The 26,637-nt window shown below is 72.4% G+C and carries 26 protein-coding genes; 18 read left to right on the forward strand and 8 right to left on the reverse strand.

Annotated features, from left to right (window positions below; genetic code table 11):
• Positions 1-57 precede the first annotated feature (57 nt).
• Positions 58-1,305, reverse strand: coding sequence for a cytochrome P450 (locus tag O3597_RS03415; RefSeq protein ID WP_281603234.1), 1,248 nt, complete (start codon positions 1,303-1,305; stop codon positions 58-60).
• A 263-nt stretch (positions 1,306-1,568) separates the two neighbouring features.
• Here O3597_RS03415 and O3597_RS03420 point away from each other — a divergent pair, with 263 nt between their 5' ends.
• The gene (locus O3597_RS03420) at positions 1,569-1,952 is read left to right on the forward strand and encodes a hypothetical protein (RefSeq protein WP_164449396.1); all 384 of its coding nucleotides are present in this window, start codon (positions 1,569-1,571) and stop codon (positions 1,950-1,952) included.
• Between the two features lie 55 nt (positions 1,953-2,007).
• Here O3597_RS03420 and O3597_RS03425 read toward each other — a convergent pair whose 3' ends face one another.
• Complete coding sequence (locus O3597_RS03425; protein WP_093407559.1) at positions 2,008-2,226, reverse strand: DUF397 domain-containing protein; 219 nt, start codon at positions 2,224-2,226, stop codon at positions 2,008-2,010.
• Positions 2,227-2,294: 68 nt separating this feature from the next.
• On the opposite strand from O3597_RS03425, the gene pepN reads away from it, so the two are divergent.
• The 10 genes from pepN (at position 2,295) to O3597_RS03475 (ending at position 13,878) form a co-directional block, all read left to right on the forward strand.
• Positions 2,295-4,808 (forward strand): aminopeptidase N, encoded by a 2,514-nt coding sequence (pepN, locus tag O3597_RS03430; protein ID WP_164449397.1) that lies wholly within the window; start codon positions 2,295-2,297, stop codon positions 4,806-4,808.
• 73 nt (positions 4,809-4,881) lie between these two features.
• On the forward strand, positions 4,882-5,475 hold the full coding sequence (gene nadD / locus O3597_RS03435; protein WP_164449398.1) for a nicotinate-nucleotide adenylyltransferase: 594 nt from the start codon (positions 4,882-4,884) through the stop codon (positions 5,473-5,475).
• A gap of 102 nt (positions 5,476-5,577) precedes the next feature.
• Positions 5,578-5,982: a ribosome silencing factor gene (rsfS, locus tag O3597_RS03440; protein WP_164449399.1), complete on the forward strand. Its 405-nt coding sequence runs from the start codon at positions 5,578-5,580 to the stop codon at positions 5,980-5,982.
• Positions 5,979-6,644: a histidine phosphatase family protein gene (locus tag O3597_RS03445; RefSeq protein WP_281603235.1), complete on the forward strand. Its 666-nt coding sequence runs from the start codon at positions 5,979-5,981 to the stop codon at positions 6,642-6,644. The genes rsfS and O3597_RS03445 overlap by 4 nt, the downstream gene beginning before the upstream one ends.
• A gap of 48 nt (positions 6,645-6,692) precedes the next feature.
• Positions 6,693-7,565 carry a DegV family protein gene (locus O3597_RS03450; RefSeq protein ID WP_281603236.1) on the forward strand — a complete coding sequence of 291 codons (873 nt, stop codon included), beginning with the start codon at positions 6,693-6,695 and terminating at the stop codon, positions 7,563-7,565.
• A 226-nt stretch (positions 7,566-7,791) separates the two neighbouring features.
• Positions 7,792-8,478, forward strand: a complete 687-nt coding sequence (locus tag O3597_RS03455) for an SDR family oxidoreductase (RefSeq protein WP_281603237.1) — start codon at positions 7,792-7,794, stop codon at positions 8,476-8,478.
• Between the two features lie 478 nt (positions 8,479-8,956).
• On the forward strand, positions 8,957-9,781 hold the full coding sequence (locus tag O3597_RS03460) for a ComEA family DNA-binding protein (RefSeq protein WP_281603238.1): 825 nt from the start codon (positions 8,957-8,959) through the stop codon (positions 9,779-9,781).
• 47 nt (positions 9,782-9,828) lie between these two features.
• Positions 9,829-12,198, forward strand: coding sequence for a ComEC/Rec2 family competence protein (locus O3597_RS03465; protein WP_348650327.1), 2,370 nt, complete (start codon positions 9,829-9,831; stop codon positions 12,196-12,198).
• Between the two features lie 121 nt (positions 12,199-12,319).
• Positions 12,320-13,300: a DNA polymerase III subunit delta gene (gene holA, locus O3597_RS03470; protein ID WP_164449403.1), complete on the forward strand. Its 981-nt coding sequence runs from the start codon at positions 12,320-12,322 to the stop codon at positions 13,298-13,300.
• Positions 13,297-13,878 carry a hypothetical protein gene (locus O3597_RS03475; protein ID WP_281603239.1) on the forward strand — a complete coding sequence of 194 codons (582 nt, stop codon included), beginning with the start codon at positions 13,297-13,299 and terminating at the stop codon, positions 13,876-13,878. Before holA ends, O3597_RS03475 begins: the two co-directional genes overlap by 4 nt.
• 100 nt (positions 13,879-13,978) lie before the next feature.
• On the opposite strand, the gene rpsT is transcribed toward O3597_RS03475, so the two are convergent.
• Together rpsT and O3597_RS03485 are read right to left on the reverse strand one after the other, a co-directional pair.
• Complete coding sequence (rpsT, locus tag O3597_RS03480) at positions 13,979-14,245, reverse strand: 30S ribosomal protein S20 (RefSeq protein ID WP_164449404.1); 267 nt, start codon at positions 14,243-14,245, stop codon at positions 13,979-13,981.
• A 151-nt stretch (positions 14,246-14,396) separates the two neighbouring features.
• Positions 14,397-15,383, reverse strand: coding sequence for an aminoglycoside phosphotransferase family protein (locus O3597_RS03485; protein WP_281603240.1), 987 nt, complete (start codon positions 15,381-15,383; stop codon positions 14,397-14,399).
• A gap of 87 nt (positions 15,384-15,470) precedes the next feature.
• Here O3597_RS03485 and O3597_RS03490 point away from each other — a divergent pair, with 87 nt between their 5' ends.
• From O3597_RS03490 to O3597_RS03505, 4 genes are all read left to right on the forward strand, one after another.
• A complete protein-coding gene (locus O3597_RS03490; protein WP_164449405.1) occupies positions 15,471-16,004 on the forward strand; it encodes a DUF4240 domain-containing protein in 534 nt (177 codons plus the stop codon).
• A 94-nt stretch (positions 16,005-16,098) separates the two neighbouring features.
• Positions 16,099-17,973 carry a translation elongation factor 4 gene (gene lepA / locus O3597_RS03495; RefSeq protein ID WP_164449406.1) on the forward strand — a complete coding sequence of 625 codons (1,875 nt, stop codon included), beginning with the start codon at positions 16,099-16,101 and terminating at the stop codon, positions 17,971-17,973.
• Positions 17,974-18,189: 216 nt separating this feature from the next.
• Positions 18,190-18,477: a GlsB/YeaQ/YmgE family stress response membrane protein gene (locus O3597_RS03500; RefSeq protein WP_164449407.1), complete on the forward strand. Its 288-nt coding sequence runs from the start codon at positions 18,190-18,192 to the stop codon at positions 18,475-18,477.
• A 138-nt stretch (positions 18,478-18,615) separates the two neighbouring features.
• The gene (locus O3597_RS03505) at positions 18,616-19,260 is read left to right on the forward strand and encodes an MOSC domain-containing protein (RefSeq protein ID WP_164449408.1); all 645 of its coding nucleotides are present in this window, start codon (positions 18,616-18,618) and stop codon (positions 19,258-19,260) included.
• A gap of 87 nt (positions 19,261-19,347) precedes the next feature.
• On the opposite strand, the gene O3597_RS03510 is transcribed toward O3597_RS03505, so the two are convergent.
• The 3 genes from O3597_RS03510 to O3597_RS03520 all read right to left on the reverse strand — a co-directional run bounded on the left by O3597_RS03510 (position 19,348) and on the right by O3597_RS03520 (position 22,338).
• Positions 19,348-20,253, reverse strand: a complete 906-nt coding sequence (locus tag O3597_RS03510) for a phytanoyl-CoA dioxygenase family protein (RefSeq protein ID WP_281582053.1) — start codon at positions 20,251-20,253, stop codon at positions 19,348-19,350.
• A gap of 218 nt (positions 20,254-20,471) precedes the next feature.
• Positions 20,472-21,431, reverse strand: coding sequence for a hypothetical protein (locus O3597_RS03515; RefSeq protein ID WP_164449547.1), 960 nt, complete (start codon positions 21,429-21,431; stop codon positions 20,472-20,474).
• Positions 21,432-21,549: 118 nt separating this feature from the next.
• Positions 21,550-22,338: an enoyl-CoA hydratase-related protein gene (locus tag O3597_RS03520; RefSeq protein WP_281603241.1), complete on the reverse strand. Its 789-nt coding sequence runs from the start codon at positions 22,336-22,338 to the stop codon at positions 21,550-21,552.
• 20 nt (positions 22,339-22,358) lie between these two features.
• On the opposite strand from O3597_RS03520, the gene hemW reads away from it, so the two are divergent.
• Positions 22,359-23,582 carry a radical SAM family heme chaperone HemW gene (gene hemW / locus O3597_RS03525; RefSeq protein WP_164449410.1) on the forward strand — a complete coding sequence of 408 codons (1,224 nt, stop codon included), beginning with the start codon at positions 22,359-22,361 and terminating at the stop codon, positions 23,580-23,582.
• Positions 23,583-23,609: 27 nt separating this feature from the next.
• On the opposite strand, the gene O3597_RS03530 is transcribed toward hemW, so the two are convergent.
• Positions 23,610-24,185 carry a DUF4870 domain-containing protein gene (locus tag O3597_RS03530; protein WP_164449411.1) on the reverse strand — a complete coding sequence of 192 codons (576 nt, stop codon included), beginning with the start codon at positions 24,183-24,185 and terminating at the stop codon, positions 23,610-23,612.
• A 210-nt stretch (positions 24,186-24,395) separates the two neighbouring features.
• Here O3597_RS03530 and hrcA point away from each other — a divergent pair, with 210 nt between their 5' ends.
• On the forward strand, positions 24,396-25,418 hold the full coding sequence (gene hrcA, locus O3597_RS03535; protein WP_164449412.1) for a heat-inducible transcriptional repressor HrcA: 1,023 nt from the start codon (positions 24,396-24,398) through the stop codon (positions 25,416-25,418).
• A gap of 73 nt (positions 25,419-25,491) precedes the next feature.
• On the forward strand, positions 25,492-26,637 hold the full coding sequence (dnaJ, locus tag O3597_RS03540) for a molecular chaperone DnaJ (protein ID WP_164449413.1): 1,146 nt from the start codon (positions 25,492-25,494) through the stop codon (positions 26,635-26,637).

Genomic DNA, 26,637 nt, shown 5'->3' on the forward strand with positions numbered 1-26,637 from the left:
GCCGTCGGCCTGGCCCGGCGGCGCGGCGCCAGGCCGGCGGCGCCCGGACGGGCCGGCTCAGCCGGTGCGCCGTACGGCGGTGACCACGAACCCGCTGGCCGGCAGCGCCGGCATCCGGCTCAGATCCACCGCAAGGTCCTGCGGCGGTACGTCGTAGCGGATGACCTCGGTCAGCAGCGTGACCGCCCGCTTCATCAGCTCGATCGTGATCCACTCTCCGGCGCAGCGGTGTCCGGCGACATGGTCTCCGCCGCCCTGCGGTACCAGCGTGAACGGGTCACCCGGCCAACCGGCGAAGCGCTCCGGCCGGAACCGCTCCGGCTCCGGCCACACCTCGGGATGATGATCGGTGCCGTAGAGATCCAGCAGCACCCGTCGGCCCTGCGGGAAGTGGTAGCCCTGCCAGTCGAAGTCCCGCCGGACCCGGGCCGCGGCCACCGGGAAGAACGGGTAGTAGCGGCGCACCTCCTGCACGAACTGCCCGGCCTCGGCGTCGTCGTCGCGTACCCGTTGCCGCCAGGCGGGATGGTCGTGCAGGGCCAGCGCGGCGAAGACCACGAACCGGGCCACCGCGACGGTCGGGCGGAGCACGTTGAGCAACTCCACCGCCGCGATGCGGCGGGGCAACCGGCGTCCCTCGCCGTCGCGGTGCTCCGCGATCACGCGCAGGGCAGTGCCCTCGGGCGGCGACAGCTTCCCGTGGCGTACCTGTTCGACGAGGTCAGCACCCCAGTGCTCACTGCGGTAGCGGCCCAGCCGACCGCGCCAGTGCCGGGGACCGATCGCCGCGGCACTGTCAATCATGGCTTGGAGGTCGGCGGTCCGCCGGTCCAACTCGCCGCCGCTCAGCGGCACCCCCGCCCAGGCGCACACCGCCCGGGTCAGCATCGACGCGACCTCGGTGTGCAGGGTCACCGTGCCGGACAGTTCCCAGGCGGGCAACCGGGCCTGCCACTCGTCGGCGAAGAGCTGCCCGAGTCGCCGGACCGCGGCCGGGCTCATGAGTGACATGAACATTGCCTTGCGGTCGTGGTGGGCGTCGCCGTCGAGCCCCTGGACGCCGCCTCGGCCGGTGAGCGTCCGCTGACCGCGAGCCGGCATGGCACCCTCGCGCATGAACCGGTCGGCGTCGTAGAAGAGTTCGGTGGCGGCCCGGCCGCGTAGGCAGATCGTCGGTTCCAGCAGCAGCCGGGTCTGGAATATGTCGGTGCCGTACCGGTCGCACCGCTGCCCGACGAACCGGTAGCCGGCCCGCAGGAAGGCCAGGGTGCTGTCCGGAGCGCGGTCCGTCGGAATGGTCGCCATCGGATTCCCTGTTGCCGGGGCGCGGCCGTCGCCGACCGGCCGTCCAATCGTCGCAGAGTGCGTACCTACCCAGGTCACGGGCGATGAACCGCGCAGCCGGGCGGCGGTGTCGACGGGCCGGTCGCTGGCCCCTCCCAGGGCCGGGAAATCCTGGTTTGCTGAGTTCGGCGTCGTCGTCGACCTGGCCGGTGGTCAACCGGCCGCCGGGCCGACCGGTCGACGCGTCGTCGGCCAGGCGGTTCGGCGTGCCACGGGGAGGACGGATGCGGGACAACCGTGCGGCGTACTGGCGTCGGTGGAAGGCCGGGAGGTTCGGCGGGGATCGGCCGCCGCTGGTGGCGCCGCCGCCCCGGCCCCCACGTCCCGACCGTCATTTCACCGTGCATCTCGGCTTCACCGCCGCCGACCTCGTCACCGCGCGCGAGGTGGCGGTCGGGTACGCCGAGGCGCTGAGCGTGCTCCGGCCCGAGCTGGCGATCGGTGCCTCCGCGCTGTCGCCGGCCGACGCCTGGCAGCGTGCCGAGCGGCTGTTCTGCGGGGCCCTCGGGCCGGACGCCGAACGGTGTGTCGATGTCGCCGGCCACGCCGGTTTCCATCACGCGCCCGGCCCCGGTGGCCTCGGTTGGGGCGATGGTGACCGTGGATAGCGCGGGGTCCAGGAACACCGGGCCGGACGAACATCCCTGGACCCCGCCCGCGCGCTCAGTCCAGGTCGAACTCGCCGTCCTGGGCGCCCGCGACGAAGGCGTCCCACTCGGCCTGGGTGAACACCAGCACCGGGCCGTCCGGCTCGGCGGAGTTGCGCATGCCGATCAGATCGTCGACGAAGGCGACCTCCACCGCGGCCTCCGAGGTGTCGCCCTCGGCCCGCTGCCAGACCGCCCGGGAGAGGTCGAAGTCACCCTTGGGGTGCGCTGTCATGGTCCCGTCCTCCAGTACCAGGGGAAATGGGGAAGCCGGTTCGTTCCCTCATCGGGCAGGATAAGCGGATGCCGAGCCTGAGCCGTGCAGAGGCGACCGCGCGTGGCGCGTCGATCACCGTCGAGTCCTACCAGGTGGACCTCGACCTGACCGGGGGCGGTGAGCGGTTCCGGTCCCACGTCACGATCAGGTTCCGGGCCACCGGCACCGACACGTTCGTCGAGGTCAAGCCGGCGCACCTGCGCGCCGTACGCCTCAACGACACCGACCTCGATCCCGCGACACTTGACGACAACCGGCTGCCGCTGACCGGCCTGGCGGCGCGGAACACGCTGGTCGTCGAGGCCGAGATGGCGTACACCAACACCGGCGAGGGAATGCACCGCTTCGTCGACCCCGCCGACGGCGAGACCTACCTCTACGTGATGTCGTTCCTGGACGACGTGCAGCGGGTCTTCGCCGCCTTCGACCAGCCGGACCTGAAGGCACCGGTCACGCTGTCGGTGACCGCGCCGGAGCACTGGACGGTGGCGGCCAACGCCGAACTGGCGGCCAACCCCGAGCCGGGTCGTTGGGAGTTCGCCCCCACCCTGCCGATCGCCACGTACTTCTTCACCCTGATCGCCGGTCCCTGGCACGTCCGCCGGGACACCCACGACGGAATTCCGCTCGGTGTGTACTGCCGGCGCTCACTCGCCGAGCATCTCGACGCCGACGCGGCGGAGATCCTCACCGTCACGAAGCAGTGTCTCGACCGGTTTCATCAGCTGTTCGACGAGCGCTATCCGTTCGGCAAGTACGACCAGGCGTTCGTGCCCGAGTTCAACGCGGGTGCCATGGAGAATCCGGGCCTGGTCACCTTCCGCGACGACTACGTGTTCCGCTCGGCGGTCACCGACAGCCAGCGCGAGCTGCGGGCCACCACGATCGCCCACGAGATGGCGCACATGTGGTTCGGTGACCTGGTCACCATGCGTTGGTGGGACGACCTGTGGTTGAACGAGTCGTTCGCGGAATACCTGGGCACCCGGGTCACGGCCGAGGCGACCCGGTTCGACCGGGCGTGGACGACGTTCGCGCTGCGCCGCAAGGCGTGGGGGTACGCCGCCGACCAGCGCCCCTCCACCCATCCGGTGGCACCCGAGCGGGTGATCGACGCCGCGGAGGGTCTGCTCAACTTCGACGGCATCTCGTACGCCAAGGGGGCCAGCGTGCTGCGGCAGCTGGTGGCGTGGCTCGGTGACGAGGCGTTCCTGGCCGGCCTCAACGACCACTTCGCCCGGCACCGCTTCGGCAACGCCACCCTCGCCGACCTGCTCGAGAGCCTGGCCGCCAGCAGCGGCCGGGAGCTGACCGACTGGGCGGAAGCCTGGCTGCGGACCGCGCAGGTGAACACGCTGCGGGCCGAGGTGGCGGTGGACGCCGACGGTCGGTACGACGAGGTCGTGATCGCGCAGACCGCGCCGCCGACGCATCCGGTGCTGCGCCCGCACCGCATCGGCGTGGGCCGGTACGCCGTGGACGGCACCGCCGAGCGGATCGAGGTCGACCTCGATCCGAAGACCGACGACGGTCGGACCCGGCTCGACGGGTTGGTCGGGGAACCGGCGGCGGCCGTTCTGCTGCCCAACGACGGCGACCTGACCTTCGCCAAGATCCGCCTCGACGCCGCCTCGGCCGACGCGGTGCCACTGCTGCTGCCCCGTCTGGCCGACCCGTTGGCCCGCGCCCTGCTCTGGGGTGAGGCGGTGGACGCCGCGACCGACGGGGAACGGCCGGTCGCCGGACTTGTCGATCTGATCGTCGCGGCGTTGCCCACCGAGACGGAAGTGATCATCGTCGAGGACGTGCTGGCGATGAGTCGCTCGCTCGTCGACCGCTATCTCGATCCGCTGGCGCGACAGTCCGCCCTGGCCCGCGTCGCCGAATCCTGCCGGCGGTTGCTGGACGACGCCGCGCCGGGGGAGTCGTTGCAACTGGCGGCCGCTCGGGGGCTGATCGCCGCGAGCACCGACGCGGAGTTGCTCTCCGGTTGGCTCGCCGGCCGGGCCGTACCCGCCGGGCTGGCCGTCGACGCCGAGCTGCGGTGGACGCTGCTGGGCCGGTTGGTGGTCCTCGGTGCCGCCGGTGCGGCCGAGATCGCGGCCGAGGCGGCGGCCGACCCGAGCGCCACCGGTGCCGAGCGGGCCGCCAGGTGCCGGGCCGCCCTGCCCGAACCCGGTGCCAAGCAGGCCGCGTGGGAAATCATCGTGTCGAACACGGAGTTGTCGAATCGGCTGGTCGAGGCGACGGCGGAGGGCTTCTGGCAGCCCGAGCAGCTGGAGCTGACAAGCGCCTACGTCGGCAGCTACTTCGCCGACATGCCGGCCGCCGCGCGGCTGCGTACGCCCTGGGTGGCCGACGAGGTTGCCAAGCTGGCCTTCCCCCGCCACGCGGTGTCCCAGCCGACCCGGGAGGCGGCGGCGGCGCTGCTGGCCCGCGACGACCTCACGCCGGGGCTGCGTCGGGTGGTCACCGACGCCGACGACGACCTGCGTCGCGCCCTGGTGGCGCGCACGGCGGTGGCCGCCACGACCGCGTGACCCCAGGAGCCGGGCCGGGCCGTAGAGCGCCGGCCCGGCCCGGCTCCGCTCGGGCACGCCCTAGGATCATGGGGTGGAGGAAGACATCCGGCGGATCGGGATCATGGGCGGGACGTTCGATCCGATCCATCACGGGCACCTCGTGGCCGCGAGCGAGGTGGCGGACCGGTTCGGCCTCGACGAAGTGATCTTCGTGCCCACCGGGCAGCCGTGGCAGAAGGCCGACGTGCCGGTCAGCTCGGCCGAGGACCGCTACCTGATGACCGTGATCGCCACCGCGTCCAACCCCCGGTTCCAGGTCAGCCGGGTCGACATCGACCGGGGCGGGCCCACCTACACCGTCGACACCCTGCGTGACCTGCGCTCCCAGTACGGGACCAAGGCGCAGCTGTTCTTCATCACCGGCGCGGACGCCCTGGAGCGCATCCTGAGCTGGAAGAACCTCGACGAGATCTTCGAGCTGGCCCACTTCATCGGGGTCACCCGGCCGGGCTTCCAACTGACCGCCGCGCACCTGCCCGCCGACACGGTCAGTCTGGTGCAGGTCCCGGCCATGGCCATCTCCTCCACCGACTGCCGGGCGCGGGTCGCCCGGGGCGAACCAGTGTGGTATCTGGTGCCCGACGGTGTGGTGCAGTACATCGCGAAACGACGCCTGTACCGGTAGTGGTTTGACCGTTTCGTGCCTCTTTCCGGCTGAAACTGGTGAGTCGGGAATCCGGGCCGTGTGAGAGGCTGGAGGCATCGCACGGTTGATCGAAGGAGAACGGTGACAGTTTCCGAACGCGCTCACCAGCTGGCGATCGTCGCCGCCCAAGCCGCGGCCGACAAGAAGGCGCAGGACATCGTCATCATCGACGTGGGTGACCAACTCGCCATCACCGACGCGTTCCTGCTCGCCGCCGCCCCGAACGAACGCCAGGTGCTGGCCATCGTCGACGCCATCGAGGAAGCCCTGCTCGACCTGCCGGAGAAGGCGAAGCCGGTGCGGCGGGAGGGCGAACGCGGCGGCCGTTGGGTGCTGCTCGACTACGTCGACGTCGTGGTGCACGTGCAGCACACCGAGGAACGCGAGTTCTACGCCCTCGACCGGCTCTGGAAGGACTGCCCGACCATCCCGTTCGTGGACCGGGACCTCGCCAGCGCGGAGGCCGGCGCCGGATCGGGCGAGTGACCAGGCTGATCATCTGGCGGCACGGCAACACCGACTGGAACGCCGCCAGCAGGGTCCAGGGACAGACCGACGTACCGCTGAACGATCGCGGTCGGGAACAGGCGCGCACGGCGGCCCCGCTGCTGGCCGCGCTGCGTCCGGACGCCTTGGTCGCCAGCGACCTGAGTCGCGCCGCGGAGACCGCCGCCGCGCTGTCCGCGCTGACCGGCCTGCCGGTACGCTCCGACGCCCGACTGCGGGAGCGGCACTTCGGCCGCTGGCAGGGACTGTTGCTGACCGAGGTGGCGGAGCGGTTCCCGGCGGAGTACACCCGCTGGCGGGCCGGGGACCCCGACCCGGGGGCGGACGTCGAACCACTGGACGAGCTGGGCAAACGCATCGGCACCGCGTTGCAGGAGGCCGCCGACCAACTGCCTGGGGGCACCGTGGTGATCGCCACCCACGGCGGCGCCGCCCGCCAGGGCTGCGGCCAGCTGCTCGGCTGGGAGCACGCCGTGCTGCGTACCGTCGGCTCCCTGCGCAACTGCCACTGGACGGAGCTGCGCCACGACGTCGAGCGTGGCTGGCACCTGCGCGCCCACAACGTCGGCCCGATGGACGTGCCCGCCCCGGGGACCGGCACCGGCGCGGCGGCCGTCCCGGTCTCCGCCGAACCGATCTGAGCGGACGCGGTCAGGCCGTCGCCCAGCTTGATCCGCTACGGTGCCCGCATGCCAGTCGCGGTCGTCACCGACTCCACCGCTTACCTGCCACCCGAGCTGGTGCGGGAGCACCGGCTGACCGTGGTGCCGCTGACCGTGGTGTTGGCCGGCGTCGAAGGGCTGGAGGGCGTCGAGACCCTTCCGGCTGACGCCACCCGGGCGCTTCGCGCTCGGCGGGTGTCGGTGAGCACGTCACGGCCGTCGCCGGAGCAGTTCGGGCGGATCTACCGCGAACTGCTCGACGCCGGGGCGGAGGGCGTCGTCTCGGTGCACCTGTCGGCCGGGCTCTCCGGCACGGTCGAGGCCGCCGAACTGGCCGCCGCCGACCTGGGCGACCGGGTCAGCGTGGTCGACAGCCGCTCCTGCGGGATGGGTCTCGGCTTCCCGGCGATCGCCGCGGCCCGGGCCGCCGCGCGCGGCGCCGACCTGGCCGGCGTACGCGCCGCGGCAGACTCCGCGATCGGCCGCACCAGCATCCACTTCTACGTCGACACGCTGGAGTTCCTCCGTCGTGGCGGACGGATCAACGCGGCCGAGGCGTTGCTCGGCACCGCACTGTCGGTCAAGCCCATCCTGCACATGCCCGAGGGACGCATCGTGCTGCGGGACAAGGTCCGCACCGCCAGTCGGGGCATGGCGCGGCTGGTGGACCTCGCCGTCGAGGCGGCCGGCGACGGGCCGGTGGACCTGGCCGTACACCACCTCGACGCGCCGCAGCGGGCCGAGCAGCTCGTCGACACGCTCACCGCCCGGCTCGGTGACCGGCTGCGCGACAGCTACGTCTCCGAGGCCGGTGCCGCCGTCGCGGTGCATGTCGGTCCCGGTCTCGCCTGCGTGGTGATCCATCGTGTGTCGGACCTTCCTGGACGTCAGGGGCACTGACCGCCAAGCCGTCGAGCGGGCCTCCGGCGCTCGTCGCCGGCGGGCGAATCGGCGCGGCCCGGTGACGGCGACCCGCTTCGCCGCCGGTGGCTTCGGTGGGCGAGGATCGACCGTGGGCCCGGGTTGGGGAGGTGGGACGGATGTCCTGTGTGGTGACCGGTGGGGGGCGCGGGGTCGGGCGGGGCATCGTGGAGAGCCTGCTCGCCCACGGCTGGACGGTCGTTGTGTGCGACCGCGATCCGGGGCACTGTCCTGGGTGGAGGGGCACGCACGGGCCGACCGCCTCGCGGCGGTGGTCGGTGACGCCGGTGACGAGGGCGTCGCCGGGCGGGCCGCCGACCTGGCGGAGCGCTTCGACCCGCTGACCGGTTGGGTGAACAACGCGGCCGTGTTCCGCGACGCCTCGGTGCACGACGCGCCGGTCGGTGAGGTCGTCGATCTGATCACCCGCAACCTGCGTCCCGCCGTGGTCGGTGCCGCCACCGCGGTCCGCCGCTTCCTCGCCGCCGGCACCGCTGGTGCCGTGGTCAACGTCTCGTCCCACCAGGCGAGCCGGCCGGTGCCGGGCTGCCTGCCGTACGCCACGGCCAAGGCGGCGGTGGAGGGGCTGACCCGGGCGCTCGCCGTCGAGTACGGCCGGTACGGCATCCGAGCCAACGCGGTAGCGCTCGGCTCGGTGGCCACCGAACGACACGAGGCGTTCCTCGCCGAGTCCGAGCCGGACCAGGCGCGGCGGATCGAGGCGGAGCTGGCCCGGCTGCACCCGGTGGGTCGGATCGGGCAGCCGCAGGACGTGGCGGCGGCGGTCGCGTACCTGCTCTCGCCGGCGGCGGGCTTCGTCAACGGGGTGACCCTGCCGGTCGACGGCGGGCGCGCCGTCCTCGGTCTGGACCCGCAGGCGCGCACGGACTGACCCGAGCGCGTCGGGACCGGCCACGCGCCTGGCGGTCCGCCCTGGTGGCGGCCGGGAGGGTGCGGATGTCGGCGACGCGGACCGAGGGGTCGACAAGGCGGAGGTCTTAGCAGATCCGATGCATGATCAGGGCACTGTCCACAGAGCCTCGCGCTGTCCACAGGCCGACCGGCTCGGTGCGCCTGGCGGTGCCTCGTCGCCCTAGCCTCGCGCCGTGTCGAAGGACGAGGACGAGGAGATGGCGGTTCGGCGGCGACTGTGGCACCTGATGCCCGGCGCGCTGGACCGGCCGGCGGACGACGCGGCACCGCCGTGGCCGGGTGACGACCGGACGCCAGCCTTCGCCGGGTGGTCTCCGTCCGTAGGGCTCCCTCCGCCTGTTGACCTGCCTCCGCCCGTCGGGTGGCCTCCGCCTGTTGATCTGCCTCCGTCCGTGCGGCCACCGCTCGCCGGGGCTGCCGGCGAGGTGCCGCCGCCGGTGACGCAGTGGCCGACCGTGCTGCTGCCGGTCCAGGCCGCCGCAGACCGGGCCGGTGACACTGGTTCGGCTCGCGACGGTGGTCCGGTTCGGGCCGGTGGTCCGGTTCGGGCCAGTGACGATTCACCGGTCGACGTCGGACGAGGACGGCGGGTCGACGAGGCGCCGCCGAGCCTTCTTCCGGGGCCGAGTGCCTTCGATCCGGGGCGGCGGGGAGTGCGGGCGCTGGCGGCCGTCGCCGTGCTCGTGGTGCTGGTCGCGGGCGTCTGGGCCTGGCGGTCCCGTCCTCAGGTGGAGCCGGTGGTCGCCGAGACCGGCACCGCCGGGACACCGGATCCCTCCGTCGAGGCCGGCCACGAGCCGGGCAGGCCGGCGACGGAGTCGACCGGTGAGCTGGTGGTCGCCGTCGCCGGAAAGGTCCGCCGGCCCGGGTTGGTGCGGTTGGCGGCCGGCGCGCGGGTGGCCGACGCCCTCGACGCCGCCGGAGGCGCGTTGCCGGGAGTGGACGTGGCGCTGCTGAATCCGGCCCGCCGGGTCAGCGACGGCGAGCTGATCCTGGTCGGCGTACCGGCGCCCTCGGGCGCGGCAGGTCCGGGGGCCGGCACGCTTCCGGGTGGTGGACCCGGCACGGGTGGGCGGGTCAACCTGAACACCGCGACCTCGGCGCAGCTCGAAACGCTGCCCGGCGTGGGTCCGGTGCTCGCCCAGCGGATCATCGAGTACCGCGATCAGCACGGCGGCTTCCGGTCCGTCGGCGACCTGCGTCAGGTGACCGGGATCGGCGACGCCCGGTACGAGCAACTCAAGGACCTGGTGACGGTGTGAAGGCGTCGCCCGCCCCGGTCGCCATGTCGGCCGGAACCTCCGGAGTCGTGACCGGTGGGGGAGCACCCGACCTCCGCACGGCGGGGCTGGCGGTGGCGGCCTGGCTCACCGCGTTGGCGGGGCTGCATCTCGATGCCCGACGGACGCTGCTGCTTGCCGTCGTCGCGGCAGGTCTCGCCGGGGTGGCGACCCTGCACCTGCTCGGTTTCGCCGGGCGACCCGGCCCGACCGTGCGTCGCCACGGCTGGGTGGTGGTGGCGATCCTGATCGGCGTGGTCTGTGGCGGCGCGGCCACCTCGGCGCGACTGACCGTACGGGACGCGGGTCCGCTGCTTGCCCTGGTCGACGAACGGGCCCGGGTCACCGCTGAACTGGTCGTCCGGGACGATCCCCGGCCGGTGCGCGGCGGCATCGTGGGTCGTCCACCGACCCTGCTGGTGCCGGCCAGGCTGGTGACCCTGACCGGGCCGCAGGGCCAGCGGATCGCCGTACCGGCGCGGCTACTGGTGCTCGCCGACGATCCGGCGTGGCGCGGGCTGTTGCCCGGGCAACGGCTCACCGCCGACGGGCGGCTGGCCGAGCCGCGCGGCGGCGACCTCACCGGTGCGGTCCTGATGGCCGTGGGCGCACCGGTTCGGCTGGGTGCTCCCTCGGCGCTGCAACGCGCGGCCGGTCGGCTCCGCGCCGGCCTCCAGCAGGCGTGCGCACCGCTGCCGGACGAGCCGGGCGGCCTGTTGCCCGGCCTTGTCGTCGGGGACACCAGCCGGCTGCCCGATGCGGTGGAGGAGGACTTCCGCGCCACCGGGATGACTCACCTGAACGCCGTGTCCGGATCGAATGTCGCCATCGTCGTGGGGGCGGTGCTGTTGCTGGCCCGCTGGGCCCGAGCCGGTCCGGTGCTGGCCGTCGGTCTTTGCGGGCTGGCCCTGGTGGGCTTCGTCATCCTGGTCCGGCCGTCGCCGAGCGTGGTACGCGCCGCCACCATGGGCGCGATCGGGCTCGCCGCGCTGGCGGCCGGTCGCCCTCGGGCGGCGGTGCCCGCGTTGGCCGCCGCCGTGGCGGTGCTGGTGCTGGTGGATCCGGATCTGGCCGGTGATCCCGGTTTCGCGTTGTCCGTTCTGGCCACCGGCGGTCTGCTGCTGCTCGCGCCGGGTTGGCGGGACGGTCTGCGTCGGCGGGGCGTACCGCCGGGGGTGGCCGAGGCGCTCGCGGTGCCGGCCGCCGCACAACTCGCCTGTGCGCCGGTGGTCGCCGGTCTGACAGGCACGGTCAGTCTGGTCGCCGTGCCGGCGAACCTTCTCGCGGTGCCGGCGATCGCGCCCGCGACGGTGCTTGGCGTGGCGGCGGCGACGCTCTCGCCGATCTGGCCCGGCGGGGCGGAGTTGCTCGCCTGGCTGGCGCACTGGCCGGCGTGGTGGCTGGTGCTGGTCGCCCGGTACGGTGCCCGGCTGCCGGCGGGCAACCTGCCCTGGCCGGGCGGGGTGTCCGGGGCGCTGCTGCTGGCGGTGCTGACCGTGGCGTTGGTGGTCGCGGCCCGGCGCCCGGTGGTGCGCCGCCTGGTGGCGGTCTGCGCCGTCGCGGTCGTGCTGGGCGCGCTGCCGGTGCGGGTGGTCGCGCCCGGGTGGCCGCCGGACGGTTGGGTCGTCACGGCCTGTGCGGTGGGTCAGGGCGACACGGTACTGCTGCCGGTGGCGGCCGGGCGGGCGGTCGTGGTCGACGCCGGTCCGGATCCGGCGGCGGCGGACGCCTGCCTGCGTCGGCTCGGTGTGCGTCGGGTGCCGCTGTTGGTGGTCAGCCACTTCCACGTGGACCACACCGGCGGGGTGGCCGGGATCTTCCGGGACAGGCGGGTGGACACGGTGCTGGTTCCGCAGTGGTCGGAGCCGGTGGCCGGCCGGGATCTGGTGCGCGGCACCGCCGCGACTCATGGCACGCCGGTGGTCGCCGCACCGCAGGGATGGCGTTACCGGGCCGGGGCGGTCGACCTGACCGTGCTCGGCCCGCCGTATCCGATGCGCGGCACCCGTTCGGATCCGAACAACAACTCGCTGGTGCTGATCGCCACCGTCGACCGGGTGCGGATCCTGCTGACCGGTGACGCCGAGGTGGAGGAACAGCGGGCGCTGCGGGAACGGCTGCCGCCGGATGGGCTGCGGGCCGATGTGCTGAAGGTCGCCCACCATGGCAGCGCGTACCAGGATCCGGCCTTTCTGGACGTGGTGCGGCCGGCGGTGGCGTTGGTGCCGGTCGGCGCGGGAAACAGCTACGGCCACCCCAACGAGGCGGTGCTGGCCCGGCTGGCCCGGGGTGGGGCGCGGGTGCTGCGTACCGACGTCGGCGGTGACGTGGCGGTGGTGCGGTCGCCCCGAGGGCTGGCGGTGGTCAGCGCCGGCGTCGACCGGATCCGCCCACCATGAATCGACAGCAATTCACGGCATAAAGCCGGAGATAAGTTCTATGTCTGGATTTGCGCTGAGTGCGGGGTCTACCGGCAGAGTCTGGACGAGCAGACTGGACCGACCGGCCGAGCGTGCGAATATGGGCGGCGTGACCGCCGCCAGTGCCGCTCCTATTGTGCTCGTCCTCGGCGACGAGGAGCTGCTCGCCACGCGCGCGGTGTCCGAAACGGTAGCCGCCGCCCGGGCCGCCGACTCCGGCGTCGACGTGCGCGAGTACCAGGCTGGTCAGCTCACCGTCGGTGAGATCGACGAGATGCTCAGCCCGTCGCTGTTCGGCGGGCGTCGGGTGCTGGTGCTGCGGTCCGGTCAGGACGCTCGCAAGGACCTGGTCGCCGCCCTGCTGGCGTACGCCAAGAATCCCGACCCCGAGGTACAGCTCGTGGTGACGCATCTCGGTGGCGCGAAGGGCAAGGCGTTCGCCGACGGTCTGAAGTCGGCCGGTGCCCGCGTCGTGCCCGCCGCGAAGCTGAAGGGCCACCGCGATCGGGTGGCCTTCGTCCGCGACGAGTTCCGCCGGGACGGCGGGCGCTGCACCGACGACGCCGCTGAGGCGCTGCTCGCCGCGGTCGGCAACGACCTGCGCGAACTTGCGGCGGCCTGCTCCCAGCTGATCGCCGACACCGACGGCCGGATCGGCGCCGACACGGTGGCGCGTTACTACCGGGGACGGGTGGAGGTGAGCGGCTTCACGGTGGCGGACGCCACGATGGTCGGTGACCTGCCGGGTGCCCTGGAGGCGCTGCGCTGGGCGTTGCACGTGGGGGTGGATCCGGTGCCGATCGCCGATGCCCTCGCCGACGGCATCCGTACGGTCGCCCGGGTCGCCTCGGCCGGCCGGGGCAGCCCGTACCAACTCGCCAGCAGCCTGGGCATGCCGCCCTGGAAGGTGGAACGGGCCCAACGGCAGGCCCGTGGCTGGACCCCCGACGGTCTGGTCCTGGCCATGCGGGCGGCGGCGGAGTGCAACGCGGCGGTCAAGGGCGGCTCCGACGACCGGGCGTACGCGCTGGAGAAGGCGGTCTTCTCGGTGGCGGCCGCTCGGCGGGGCGGCGCCAGGTGAGCGGAGCCCTCCGTGGCTCGTGGGCCACGATCCCGGCCGAGGAGGAGCGGTACCGGCCGTTCTACGCGCGGGCGCTCGGCCTGCGGTTCGTCAACCCGGGCGGGGTGCTCTGCTTCATCTTCTTCGAGGGGGCGATCGCGCTGGCGGCGCTGCTCGCGCTCGCGGAACTGGTGACCTGGTGGGCGGTGCTCGTGCTACCCGCCACGGTGGCCGTGATGGTCAAGCTCAACGATCTGGTGGCCGCCGCGGTGGTGCGCTCCGCCGCGGCCGTACCCGAGCAGGAACGCGACCGGTTCCGTCAGCAGATGGAGCCGGTGGTCGGGCGTGCCCGGGTTGACTGGCTGCGGCACAGCGTGCCCGGGGTCGTGGTGCGGCCAGAGTCGGCGGAGGTGGCGCACCCCGGTGCGGCGCGGCAGCGTCCGCCTGCTCTCGGCAGTGGGCCCGACCGGTCCATGGACGGCGCGGGTGGGGCCGCGCGCGGCGGGGGCCACGGTGCCGAGGCGGCGGACCGAGGTGGGCCGCCAGCGAATCGGGATGACGCCGGGTCTCGACCGGGCACCACCGAGCCCGGGTCCTGATCGGGCGATCGCCTGACGAAGGACGGAGCACGACCCGTGGACGGACGTGCGGAAGCCCCGAGGCATCGCCTCGGGGCTTCCGTCAGGACTGGGCGCTAACTCAGGAGGCGAGCGACGCGACGCGCTTAGCGATCGCGGACTTGCGGTTCGCGGCCTGGTTGCCGTGGATGACGCCCTTGCTGGCAGCCTTGTCCAGCTTGCGCGAGGCATCCTGCATGAGGGCGGTGGCCTTCTCGACGTCACCGGCCTCAGCAGCCTCGTTGAACTTACGGATGGCGGTCTTCAGCGACGACTTGACCGACTTGTTACGCAGCCGGCGCTTCTCGTTCTGCCGGTTGCGCTTGATCTGGGACTTGATGTTCGCCACGCGACAGCCTCGTCTTGATAGCTCGGGTTGGTCAGCTTGTGCGCGCGACGAGCATGCGTCATCGCTGCGCGAAGAGCCAGGTTACCAGGTCGGCTCGAACGGGCCAAAACAGCCTCTCGCCAACCGGGGCGGGTGCGGGCGGCGGGTGCGGTCAGGTCCAGGCTTGGCGGTGCGAGAGCCAGGCGAGGGCCTGCTCGCCGGTCCACCGTTGGTGCGCGGGCAGGTGAGCCGACGCCGTGGGTGGCGCCGATGTCGCGGCGGTGAGGTGGTAGCCGGCCAGGGCGGCAAGCGTGACGTCCAGCGCGTCGCCGGGCGCACCGGCGGCGGCCGGATGAGCGGCGAACAGCGAGTCGACGTCCAGCCCGCCGGCGTACCCGGTGATCAGCAGGGTGACCAGGTCGAACCAGGCCGGCCCGTGGCACAGCCACGACCAGTCGCAGAACCAGGCCGCACCGGTGGTGTCGACAAGTACGTTGTCGACCCGCAGGTCGCCGTGGGTCAGCCCGGTCGCGGCGGCGGCGTACCCGGGCAGGCGCGACTCCAGCGCCACCAGCTCGGCCAGCCGTCCCCGGGCCGGTGCGGGCAGCGGCGGTACCGGTTCCCGGCCGGCGGCGACCTCGCCCCACCAGAGGATGTCCTCGCGCGCCAGGTCGGCGAGGTGGGGCAGGCCGAGGGCGGTCAACTCGTCCGGAGGGTCGGCGAGCGCCTCGGTGACGTCGGTGAACGCGGTGAGGGTGGCGGTCAGTTCGACCTGGTTCCAGGGCAGCCGTGGGGTGTGACCGTCGACGGCGTCGAGGCACAGGACGAACCAGCCCGCCTCCCACAGCGTCCAGCGGGGGCGGGGCACCGGCAGCCCGGCCGGCAGCCGGGTCAGGATCGCGGCCTCCCGGGCGTACCAGTCGACCAGCTGCGGCTGCTCAACGTGGGGCGCGGCCTTGACGAAGGCGCGGTGCCCGTCGGCGGTGCGCAGCAGCGCGGCGAAGCCACGGGTGAAGCCGGCGCCTGCGGTCCGGGCCTGGACCACCGGGGCGCCCAGCCGGGTGGCCACCGCGGCCCGCACCCGCTGCGGCAGGTCCGACCAGGCGGGTCGCTGGGCGGTGGCGTGGTACGGCACGGCGGGCGGAGACGGAACGCTCACCCGACCATGCTGCCCGGTGGCCGGCCGGGCGGCGACCTCCGGCGCGGATCCGGGCACCCGGGGTGGTGTCTGCCAGACTGGCGGGCCATGAGGACCGACGACTTCTGGCAGTTGATCGAGCGCGCCCGCACCGGCGGGGGAGATCCGGACGCCGTCGCCGCCCGGGCCGTCGCGTTGCTCGCCGCCCGTGATCCCGAGGAGATCGTCGGATACGCCCACCACCAGCAACGGGTCCTCGCCGCGTCCTACCGGGTCGATCTCTGGGGCGCCGCGTACCTGATCAACGGTGGTGCCTCCGACGACGGCTTCGAGTACTTCCGGGGTTGGCTGATGACCCAGGGACGGGAGGTGTTCGCCCGGGCGGTCGCCGATCCGGACTCGCTGGCCGAGCTGCCGCAGATCCGGTCCGCCTCGCTCAGCGGCGAGGAGTTCGAGTGCGAGGACATGCTCGCGGTGCCGTGGGACGCGTACCGCAAGGCGACCGCGACCGACCTGCCGGGGGAGCGTGCGGCGATCCGGCAGCCCGACCTGAACGACTTCTGGGACTTCGACGACGAGGACGAGGCCCGCCGTCGACTGCCCCGGCTCGCCGCCCTCTTCGTCGAGCCGCCGCAGGAGTGACGGACGCCCGGCCGATGTCCGCCGGGGACATGGGAGCATAGAGGGGGCCGGCGCGTGCCGGCCCGCTCACGTCAGCCGACCAGAACGGACCGCTGTGCCACCGACGCTCGATCCCGGCGCGAACGCTCCTGGTGCCACCGACCCGGCGCGGATCAGGAACTTCTGCATCATCGCTCACATCGACCACGGAAAGTCGACCCTGGCTGACCGGATGTTGCAGCTCACCGGTGTGGTCGATCCGCGGCTGATGCGCGCGCAGTACCTCGACCGGATGGACATCGAGCGCGAGCGTGGCATCACCATCAAGAGCCAGGCCGTTCGCATGCCGTGGACCATCCGGGAGGGCGAGCGGGCCGGCGAGCAGGCCGTGCTCAACATGATCGACACGCCAGGTCACGTCGACTTCACCTACGAGGTGTCCCGGTCGCTGGCGGCCTGCGAGGGCGCGATCCTGCTTGTCGACGCCGCCCAGGGCATCGAGGCGCAGACGCTGGCGAACCTCTACCTCGCGCTCGAGAACGACCTGCACATCATCCCGGTACTGAACAAGATCGACCTGCCGGCCGCCCAGCCGGAGAAGTACGCCGAGGAACTGGCCCACCTGATCGGCGGCGACCCGGCGGACTGCATCAGGGTCTCCGGCAAGACCGGCGAGGGCGTGCCGTACCTGCTCGACGAGATCGTCCGGCAGTTCACCCCGCCGGTCGGTGACGCCGACGCCCCGGCCCGTGCCATGATCTTCGACTCGGTGTACGACGTCTACCGGGGCGTGGTCACCTACGTGCGGGTGATCGACGGGCGGATCAGCGCCCGGGACCGGATCAAGATGATGTCCACCGGGGCGGTGCACGAGCTGCTGGAGATCGGGGTCATCTCGCCGGAGATGGTGAAGGCCGAGGCGCTCGGCGTCGGCGAGGTCGGCTACCTGATCACCGGGGTGAAGGATGTCCGTCAGTCCCGGGTCGGTGACACCGTCACCATCAACAACCGGCCGGCGACCGAAGCTCTCGGCGGCTACAAGGACCCGAAGCCGATGGTGTACTCGGGTCTCTACCCGATCGACGGGTCGGACTACCCGGCGCTACGCGACGCGCTGGACAAGCTCAAGCTCAACGACGCGGCGCTCACCTACGAGCCGGAGACCTCGGGTGCCCTCGGCTTCGGGTTCCGCTGCGGTTTCCTCGGCCTGCTGCACCTGGAGATCATTCGGGAGCGGCTGGAGCGGGAGTTCAACCTCGACCTGATCTCGACCGCGCCGAACGTGGTCTACCGGGCCATCCAGGAGGACGGCGACGAGGTCGTGGTCACCAACCCCAGTGAGTACCCGACCGGCAAGATCGCCGAGGTGTACGAGCCGACGGTGCGGGCCACGGTGCTCACCCCCAACGACTACGTCGGCGCGGTGATGGAGCTGTGTCAGGGCCGGCGCGGCAGCCTGCTGGGCATGGACTACCTCTCCGCCGACCGGGTGGAACTGCGCTACACGCTGCCCCTCGCCGAGATCATCTTCGACTTCTTCGACCAGTTGAAGAGCCGTACCAAGGGCTACGCGTCGCTGGACTACGAGCCCTCCGGCGAGCAGGCGTCCGACCTGGTCAAGGTCGACATCCTGCTGCACGGCGAGCCGGTGGACGCGTTCAGCGCGATCGTGCACAAGGAGAAGGCGTACACCTACGGCACCACCATCGCGGCGAAGCTGCGCAACCTCATCCCGCGCCAGCAGTTCGAGGTGCCGATCCAGGCGGCCATCGGCAGTCGGGTGATCGCCCGGGAGACGATCCGCGCGATCCGCAAGGACGTGCTCGCCAAGTGTTACGGCGGCGACATCAGCCGGAAGCGCAAGCTGCTGGAGAAGCAGAAGGAGGGCAAGAAGCGGATGAAGATGGTGGGCAGGGTGGAGGTCCCGCAGGAGGCGTTCATCGCCGCGCTCTCCTCCGACTCCGACGGCAAGGGCAGCGCAAAGAAGTGATCGCGCGGCGGCGCGCGTAGGGCGCCGCCGTCCCGACGGGCGCCCGGCCACCTCGGCCGGGCGCCCGTCCGCGTTGGGCCGGGTGGCGCGATCTTTCGGGGTGGGTCGCGACCTCTCGGCCAGAAAAGCCGGTTTGGGATCTTCGTGGGTCGGGCATTAGGCGGTCACGACAGGAACACCACAAACGTTGAACGTCTTTCGTGAAGGAGAGCGATCATGGAGCTCACCGTCTGGGGCATCATCACCGCCCTGATCGTTGGTCTGATCGTCGGTGCGCTTGGCCGACTGGTGGTGCCGGGCCGTCAGAACATGCCGATCTGGCTGCACATGCTCATCGGTGTCGGTGCCGCGCTGCTCGGCACCGTGATCGCCCGCGCGTCCGGCTTCGCCGAGACCGCCGGTATCGACTGGCGGGAGCTGCTGCTCCAGGTGCTGCTGGCCGCCGTCGCCGTCGCGCTGGTCGCCGGTGTGGGCCGCAACCGCCGGGGTGTCACCCACCGGTAACCGCTGAACCTGTCGAAAGGCGCCCGACCGTCGAGGTCGGGCGCCTTTCGCATGCGTACGCCCGGAGGCGGATCGACCTGAGGCGTCCGCCGGTGGGCGAGGGCGGCGCGCCGGGGCCGTTCCCCGTAGAATGTGATCATGACGGGCAGGGTGGCATCGGTGAACGTCGGGATCGTGACCGAGGCGGCGTGGGCCGGTGCGGCGAGCGGGCGCAGCGGCATCGACAAGCGACCCGCCGATGCGCCGGTGCTCCTGCGCTTCGACGGCGTGGCCGGCGACTTCATCGGCGAACGGGCCCACCACGGTGGCCCGGACCAGGCCGTCTACGCGTACGCGGGGGAGGACGCGGCCTGGTGGGAGGCCGACCTCGGGCGAACCATCCGCCCCGGCGGCTTCGGCGAGAACCTCACCACGTACGCGGTCGACGTGACCGGTGCCGTGATCGGCGAGCAGTGGGCCGTCGGCGAGGCGCTGCTCCAGGTGACCATGCCGCGTACGCCGTGCCGGACCTTCGCCGGCTTCTGGGGCGTACCGGATCTGATCAAACGGTTCACCGCGCGGGCCACCCCCGGTGCGTACCTGCGGGTGCTCCGCGAGGGCGCGGTGGGAGCCGGCGACCCGATCGAGATCGTGCACCGGCCGGCGCACGGGGTGACCCTCGGCGAGGTGTTCCGCGCGCTCAGCCTGGAGCCGTCGTTGCTGCCCGGGCTGCTGGCGGCCGACGAGCTGCCCGAGCCGATCCGGGAGAAGGTGCGTCGCCGTGTCGGCGAGCCGGCCGGCTGACGGACCGGCAGGTCCGTCCGGAGATGACACGACAGGCCCCGCGGCCACGTCCAGGCGTGGCCACGGGGCCTGTCGTCACTCCTCCGGTCAGCGGAGCCAGGGGATGTTGCGGTTGAGCAGACCGCGCTGCTTGAGTTCCTTGCGCAGCGGGATCTCGTCGTCGATGTAGCCGTCCCAGTTGATGCCCCAGTAGTTGGCCGTGTGGGTGCCCTCACCGAGCAGCTGACGCTGCACCGGCGTGCGGTTGCGGTACCACTCGCCGTCCTTGTCGGGGTGCAGCTCGTCGAGCGGGCGGATCCACCGGTAGGTGTAGCCGACGAACAGCATCTTGCGGGTGATGTTCGACAGGTTCGTCGACCGGGAGTGCCACTGGCGGCGGTCGAAGATGAAGGCGTCGCCCGGGTTGGCGGTGATCTCGACGGTGCCCTCCGGGTCCGGGTTGTGCACGCTCAGGTCCGTCGGGCGGGGCAGCGAGTTCCACAGGTGGCTGCCGGGGATCACCTTCGTCGCGCCCCGGCCCTTCTCCGACAGGTCGGAGAGCACGTAGGCGACCTTCAGCGAGAACATCGGCCGCGGCAGGTTCGGGTCCATCGTCTCCGGGTCGGAGTTCTGCCGGTACCCGTCCTGGTGCCAACCCCAGTACGGCTTCTCGGGCTCCAACGCCGGCGGCGTCACGTCGAGGTGGTTGTGGTGGGTGTAGATGTTCCAGCCCGCCAGGCCCCACATGTAGGGAAACGCGATCGGGTGGGTGAGCAGCTCGCCGAAGAGCTCGTCACGCTCGAGGAAACCCAGCAGGTGCAGGGTTCCGTCCTTGGTGGTGTTGCCCTTGGCCTTCTCCTCCTCGTACACCCGGTCGACCGCGGCCTCGAGAGCGGCTCGGTGATCCTCGGTCAGGACGTTTCGCAGCAGGAGAAAGCCCTGCTCGTGGAACTCCTTGCGGTCGACGTCACTGATCGGTTCGTAGCCGGTCCGGTCGCCGTAGTCGAACGCCACGTCGTACCCCTCCCCAAGAGGTGAAACCATTTCTGGCACAGGCCGCCGATCGTAACGCGCGTCCGGACGGCCCGTGGGGCACCCCGTGACCTTTCCACGGGCATGGCGACTGATGGCGGTTGCTCGACTACCGCACGTCACCCAACGTGGCGAGACGGGGCCTTACGTGGGTAATTGCCGGTTTTTGCGGTGACTGCGGGTAAGGAGATCGGGGTCGGTCAGACGTCGGCGTGGACCTCGGCGAGAACCTCGGTGTCACCTCGGTCGCTGTCCGGCAACCGCTTCCAGTCGCCGCGCTTGGCGGTCCACTCCCGGCCGTCGAAGACGACCCGCTTCACCCCGTGCTCCTTCGCGTGGGAGACCAGCCAGTGCGTGTACCGCCAGCCGGCCCGCACGCCCTCGGCGGACGTCGTCAGGCTGCCGGCGGGGCTCCGCTCGAAGTCGTTGATCCCCACCTTCAACAGGGTCGGGTTGCCGTAGCTGTCGACGGCGGAGCTGAGGTAACCCCGGCCCGCCCGCCGGTCGCCGTCGGAGGTGAGGGCCACCAGGCCCCAGTCGAGCGACAGCCCCTCGGTCAGGGCGGCGATGGCGGCGGCACCGCGCATCACCGGATCACCGCCCACCGAGCAGGTGACCGCCGTGGTGGCGTGCCCGAGCAGCGCCCGGGTGAGCACCTGCGACTCGTCGGCCCACTTCTCGTACGCCTCCGGGAAGGCCGAGCGCTGCACCTTCTGCGCCGCGTCGGTGACCCGCATGTCCTGCCAGCCGCGTACCTTCTTCAACGCCGCGTAGAACTTCCCCGCCGCGTACCGGGGGTCGCGGATCTGGGTCGCTGTGCCCCACCCCTGGCTCGGCCGCTGCTGGAACAGCCCCACGGAGTCGCGGTCGCCGCCGGTCAGGTTGCGCAGCCCGGACTCCTGGTACGCGGTGGCGAGCGCCACCACCACCGCCCGCTCGGGCATCTCGCGCTGCACGCCGATCGCCGCGATGGTCGCCGCGTTCGCCATCTGCTGCGAGTCGAGCGTCACCTGGCCGTCGGCCTGCACCGTGCAGGCCCGGCCGGCCAGCGGGAGCCGTAGCCCGTCACCGGCCTGCCTGAGCACCACGATGATCCCGATCGCGGCGATCAGGACGAGGACCACGAAGCCCGTCGCGGCAGCCCGAGTTCGCACCCGCACCTCCTGTGTCAAGGTCCGCCAAGCGTACGTCCCGCATCGACCCGTACGTGTCGTCCGACCGGTTCCGTCCTCGCGCGGCACCCACGCGCAACCCGAGGTTCCCCGTCCCGGCCGTACCTCACCTACCGAGTTCCGCCACCCAGCGTGGTGCCCGCTTCTCCCGGAATGCGGTGACCCCCTCGACCCCGTCGGCCGACAGGAAGTAAGCGGTGGACAGCTCGGCCAGTTCGGCAAGTTCGGCGCGCAGGTCGACGGCGGGCGGACGGCGCAGCAGTCGCTTCGCGCCGGCCAACGCCGCCGGGGCGCCACGCACCAACGAGTCGCAGTACCGCCGCACCGCGGCGTCCAGTTCCTCGGCCGGCACCGCGGCGGTGACCAGGCCGATCTCGGCCGCCCGCCGGCCGTCGAAGGTGTCGCCGGTCAGGTACAGCTCGGCTGCCGCCCGGGTCGTCAGGTGGGGCAGCACCGTCGCGGAGATCACCGCCGGGATCACCCCGATCCGCACCTCGGTGAAGGCGAACGTGGCCTCGGCCGCGCAGACCGCCAGGTCGGCCGCCGCGATCAGGCCCAGACCGCCGGCCCGAGCCGGGCCGGCGACCCTGGCCAGCACCGGCTTCGGGCACTCCCGGACCGCCGCGAGCACGTCACCCAGCATCCCGGCGGGCACCGTGCCGCTGGCGTACGCCGCCGCGGTCTCCTTCAGGTCGGCTCCGGAGCAGAAGACCGGCCCGGTGTGGTCGAGCACGATCACCCGGACCGCGTCGTCGGCGACCGCGGCGGCCAGCCCCGCCAGCAGTTCGGTCATCAGCGGCGTGGAGAGCGCGTTGCGGTTGTGCGGACTGTCCAGGGTGAGCGTGGTCACCCCGTGGGCCGTGGCGACCCGCACGAGCGCGTCGGGAGAGGTCATGCCAGGGCACACTAGTGGCCATGCCCGGCGTCCTTCCAGCAGGCGAGCCCGTCCCGGCCGACGGGTCGCTGCCCGCGTCCGCCCGCGCGTCCGTGGGCGCCCGGGGTTTCGGGGTGTACGTGCACGTGCCCTTCTGCGCGAGCCGGTGCGGCTACTGCGACTTCAACACGTACACCGCCGACGAGCTGGGCGGTGGCACGAGCCGGGAGGGCTACACCGACACCGTGCTGGCGGAGCTGGCACTCGCCGCCCGGGTGCTGGCGGACGCACCGCCGCCCCGGGTGGAGACGGTCTTCGTCGGCGGCGGCACCCCCACCCTGCTGCCCGCCGACGACCTGGCCCGCATCCTCGACGCGATCGACCGGACCTGGGGGCTGGCCGCCGACGCGGAGGTGACCACCGAGGCGAACCCGGAGTCGGTGACGCCCACCTCACTGAAGGAGCTGCGCGCGGCCGGGTTCACCCGGATCTCGCTGGGCATGCAGTCGGCCGCGCCCGGGGTGCTCGCCGTGCTGGACCGCCGGCACAGCGCCGGCCGGGCCACCGCCGCCGCCCTGGAGGCCCGCGACGCCGGCTTCGACCACGTCAATCTCGACCTGATCTACGGCACGCCGGGGGAGCGGGCCGAGGACTTCGCCGCCTCACTGGACCAGGTGGTGACCGCGGGCGTGGACCACGTCAGCGCGTACGCCCTGATCGTCGAGGACGGCACCCGACTGGCCGCCCGGATGCGCCGGGGCGAGCTGCCGTACCCGGACGAGGACGTGGCCGCGGACCGTTACCTGGCCGCCGAGTCGGCCCTCGGCGCGGCCGGCTTCTCCTGGTACGAGGTCTCCAACTGGGCCCGCACGCCGCAGGCGCGCTGCCGGCACAACCTGCTCTACTGGACCGGCGGTGACTGGTGGGGCCTCGGGCCGGGGGCGCACAGCCACGTCGGCGGAGTGCGCTGGTGGAACGTCAAACATCCCGCCGCGTACGCCCAACGCCTCGCCGCCGGGGAGTCGCCCGGGCAGGCCCGGGAGGTGCTCACCGGCGACGAGGCGCACATGGAGGACGTCATGCTCCGCTTGCGACTGGCCGCCGGCCTGCCGCTCGACGTGCTGACCGACGCTGGGCGGGCGGGCGCGGCCCGGGCACTGGCCGAGGGCCTGCTCGACCAGCCCGCCCACGCCGCCGGCCGCGCCGTGCTCACCCTGCGCGGCCGATTGCTCGCCGACGCCGTGGTCCGCGACCTGCTGCCCTGATCCCCGTCATCAGACCGGCCGGCGCGGTCAGCGCTTCACGAACGAGTAGCTCATCGGGTAGCGGTACAGCGTCCCGTCGTTGGCCTTGACCCCGCCGATGATGCCGAAGATCACCGGCACGATCCAGACGAGCATCGGGATGAAGAACAGGACGCCGCAGGTGATCGCGGTGAGCACCCAGCTCAGCACGCCGACGATGGCCCAGGTGAGCTGGAAGTTCAGCGCGGCCACCGAGTGCGCCCGGGCGATCGGCGACTGCTGGCCACGGGTCATCATCGCGATCAGCGGCGCGACCCAGCCGAAGAGCCCGCCACCGACGACCACGCCGAGCGGGCCGCCGAAGTGCGCGATCAGCACCCAGGTCTTGTCCTCGTTGTTGGCGTAGCCACCGCCGGGAGCGCCGTAGCCGCCGGTCGGGTAGCCGACACCGGGTGATCCCGGCGGCGGATAGCCGCCGGGTGGGGGGTAGCCGGCCGGTGGCGGCTGGTCGCCGGTGGGGGGTGGATAGCCGCCGGGCGGAGGATAGCCGCCCTGGCCAGGCGAACCGGACAGTGGTGTCGTGGGTTCGTCGCCGGAGTCCGGGGGACGAGGTGGTTCAGTCATGGAGGCCACGGTAGGTGCCAGCGGCAACGGCGCACCAGAGCGACACCGGCGAGTGTCAACCCGCCGATCGGCTCGATGACGCCGGTGCTGACTTGATCATCGCGTGGACGGGGGCGCCGACGTAGACTGGCACTCGCTACAGTCGAGTGCCAGAGTGTTCCTCTGGCGGCCGTGACGCCGCGAGCTGACCTGCGACAGGAGGTGGCAAGGATGGGTCTTGACGACCGGAAGCTCGCCGTGCTCCGGGCGATCGTCGAGGACTACGTCGCCACCCAGGAGCCGGTCGGCAGCAAGTCGCTCGTCGAGCGGCACCAGCTCGGCGTCTCGCCGGCCACCGTGCGCAACGACATGGCCGTGCTGGAGGAGGAGGGCTACATCCGCCAGCCGCACACCAGCGCGGGGCGGGTGCCCACCGACCGTGGCTACCGACTCTTCGTCGACCGGTTGAGCCGGGTCAAGCCGCTCAGCCCGGCCGAACGCCGGGCGATCGAGCGCTTCCTGGCCGGCGCCGTGGATCTCGACGACGTGGTGCACCGCACGGTGCGGCTGCTGGCGCAACTGACCCGGCAGGTCGCCGTCGTGCAGTACCCGAGCCTGGCCCGGTCCCGGGTGCGTCACCTGGAACTGGTGCCGATCTCCACCACCCGGCTGATGCTTGTGATGATCGCCGACACCGGCCGGGTCGAGCAGCGACTGGTCGAGCTGCCCGCACCGGTCCCCGCCGACGACGTGCTGGACCTGCGCCGGCTGGTGAACGAGAAACTGGTGGGTGTCCGCCTGTCGGAGACCCCGCCGCTGGTGCAGACCCTCATCGACGACTGCGCGCCGCACCTGCGCCCGGCGATGACCACCCTGTCCACGGTGCTGCTGGAGACACTCGTCGAACGGCACGAGGAACGGCTCGCCCTCGCCGGCACCGCCAACCTCGCCCGGGGCGGCCTGCTCGACTTCCAGGGCTCGTTGCGGCCGATCCTCGAAGCGCTTGAGGAGGAGGTCGTGCTGCTCAAGCTCATCGGCGAGGTGGAGCCGAGCACACTGCGGGTGCGCATCGGCGACGAGAACGAGTACGACAACCTGCGGGCGGCTTCCGTGGTCAGCACCGGGTACGGCCCGGGCGCGATCATCGTCGGGGGGATGGGCGTGCTCGGACCGACCCGGATGGACTACCCCGGAACCATCGCCACGGTGAGGGCCGTGGCACGCTACGTGGGCGAGCTGCTGGCCCAGAACTGACAAGTCAGGGCCGACGGCAGGCTGCCGCCGCCGAACGGCGTAACTCGAGACGAACACGAGGACACGGAACGCAGTGGCCAGGGACTACTACGGCATTCTCGGCGTGAGCAAGGGTGCCTCCGATGACGAGATCAAGCGCGCCTACCGCAAGCTGGCGCGCCAGTTCCATCCGGACGTGAATCCGGACCCGGAGGCACAGGAGAAGTTCAAGGACATCAACGCCGCGTACGAGGTCCTCTCGGACGATCGGAAACGGCAGATTGTCGACCTGGGCGGGGATCCGCTGGCACCCGGTGGGGGCGGGCCCGGCGGTCCGGGTGGCCCCGGCGGGGCCGGCCCGTTCGTCGGTTTCCAGGACATCATGGACGCCTTCTTCGGCGGTGCCACCGGTGCCGGGCGCGGTCCGCGTCCGCGTACCCGCCCCGGTGCCGACGCGATCCTGCGACTGGAGCTGGACCTCCAGGAGACGGCCTTCGGCGTCGAGGCGCCGATCACCGTCGACACGGCCGTGCTCTGCACCACCTGCTCCGGTGCCGGCACCGCCGCCGGCACCCACCTGGCCACCTGCGAGGCGTGCGGCGGGCGGGGCGAGGTGCAGTCGGTGCAGCGCACCTTCCTCGGCCAGGTGGTCTCCGCCCGGCCCTGCACCGTCTGCCAGGGCTACGGCACCACCATCCCGAGCCCCTGCCCGACCTGCGCCGGTGACGGCCGGGTCCGCACCCGCCGGTCGCTGACCGTCAAGATCCCCGCCGGGGTGGAGGACGGCATGCGGATCCGCCTGGCCCAGCAGGGCGAGGTCGGCCCGGGCGGCGGCACCGCCGGGGACCTCTACGTGGAGATCCACGAACGGCCGCACGACGTCTTCTCCCGCAAGGGCGACGACCTGCACTGCCGGGTCACCGTGCCGATGACCGCCGCCGCGCTCGGCACCCGGCTGACCATCAAGACGCTCGACAGCGAGGAACCGGTCGACGTCAAGCCGGGCACCCAGCCGGGCAGCACCCTGCGGCTGCGGGCCCGGGGCGTACCGCACCTGCGCGGCACCGGGCGGGGCGACCTCTACGTCCACCTGGACGTGCGTACCCCCACCAAGCTCGACGCCGATCAGGAGCGGATGCTGCGCGAGTTCGCCAAGACCCGCGGCGAGGAGGTCGCCGAGCTGACCAAGCAGGGTGGCTTCTTCTCCCGGATGCGCGACGCCTTCAACGGCCACGCCTGA

This window comes from Verrucosispora sp. WMMA2044 (assembly GCF_027497155.1).
GTDB classification, from domain to species: Bacteria; Actinomycetota; Actinomycetes; order Mycobacteriales; family Micromonosporaceae; genus Micromonospora; species Micromonospora palythoicola.

Coding starts and splice junctions, on each gene's coding strand:
- O3597_RS03415 (WP_281603234.1), bottom strand. CDS start 1,305: ATGGCGACCATTCCGACGGACCGCGCTCCGGACAGCACCCTGGCCTTC.
- O3597_RS03450 (WP_281603236.1), top strand. CDS start 6,693: ATGCCAGTCGCGGTCGTCACCGACTCCACCGCTTACCTGCCACCCGAG.
- O3597_RS03520 (WP_281603241.1), bottom strand. CDS start 22,338: ATGACCTCTCCCGACGCGCTCGTGCGGGTCGCCACGGCCCACGGGGTG.
- O3597_RS03505 (WP_164449408.1), top strand. CDS start 18,616: ATGACGGGCAGGGTGGCATCGGTGAACGTCGGGATCGTGACCGAGGCG.
- holA (WP_164449403.1), top strand. CDS start 12,320: ATGGGCGGCGTGACCGCCGCCAGTGCCGCTCCTATTGTGCTCGTCCTC.
- O3597_RS03420 (WP_164449396.1), top strand. CDS start 1,569: ATGCGGGACAACCGTGCGGCGTACTGGCGTCGGTGGAAGGCCGGGAGG.
- hrcA (WP_164449412.1), top strand. CDS start 24,396: ATGGGTCTTGACGACCGGAAGCTCGCCGTGCTCCGGGCGATCGTCGAG.
- O3597_RS03500 (WP_164449407.1), top strand. CDS start 18,190: ATGGAGCTCACCGTCTGGGGCATCATCACCGCCCTGATCGTTGGTCTG.
- O3597_RS03425 (WP_093407559.1), bottom strand. CDS start 2,226: ATGACAGCGCACCCCAAGGGTGACTTCGACCTCTCCCGGGCGGTCTGG.
- O3597_RS03490 (WP_164449405.1), top strand. CDS start 15,471: ATGAGGACCGACGACTTCTGGCAGTTGATCGAGCGCGCCCGCACCGGC.
- hemW (WP_164449410.1), top strand. CDS start 22,359: ATGCCCGGCGTCCTTCCAGCAGGCGAGCCCGTCCCGGCCGACGGGTCG.
- O3597_RS03530 (WP_164449411.1), bottom strand. CDS start 24,185: ATGACTGAACCACCTCGTCCCCCGGACTCCGGCGACGAACCCACGACA.
- pepN (WP_164449397.1), top strand. CDS start 2,295: ATGCCGAGCCTGAGCCGTGCAGAGGCGACCGCGCGTGGCGCGTCGATC.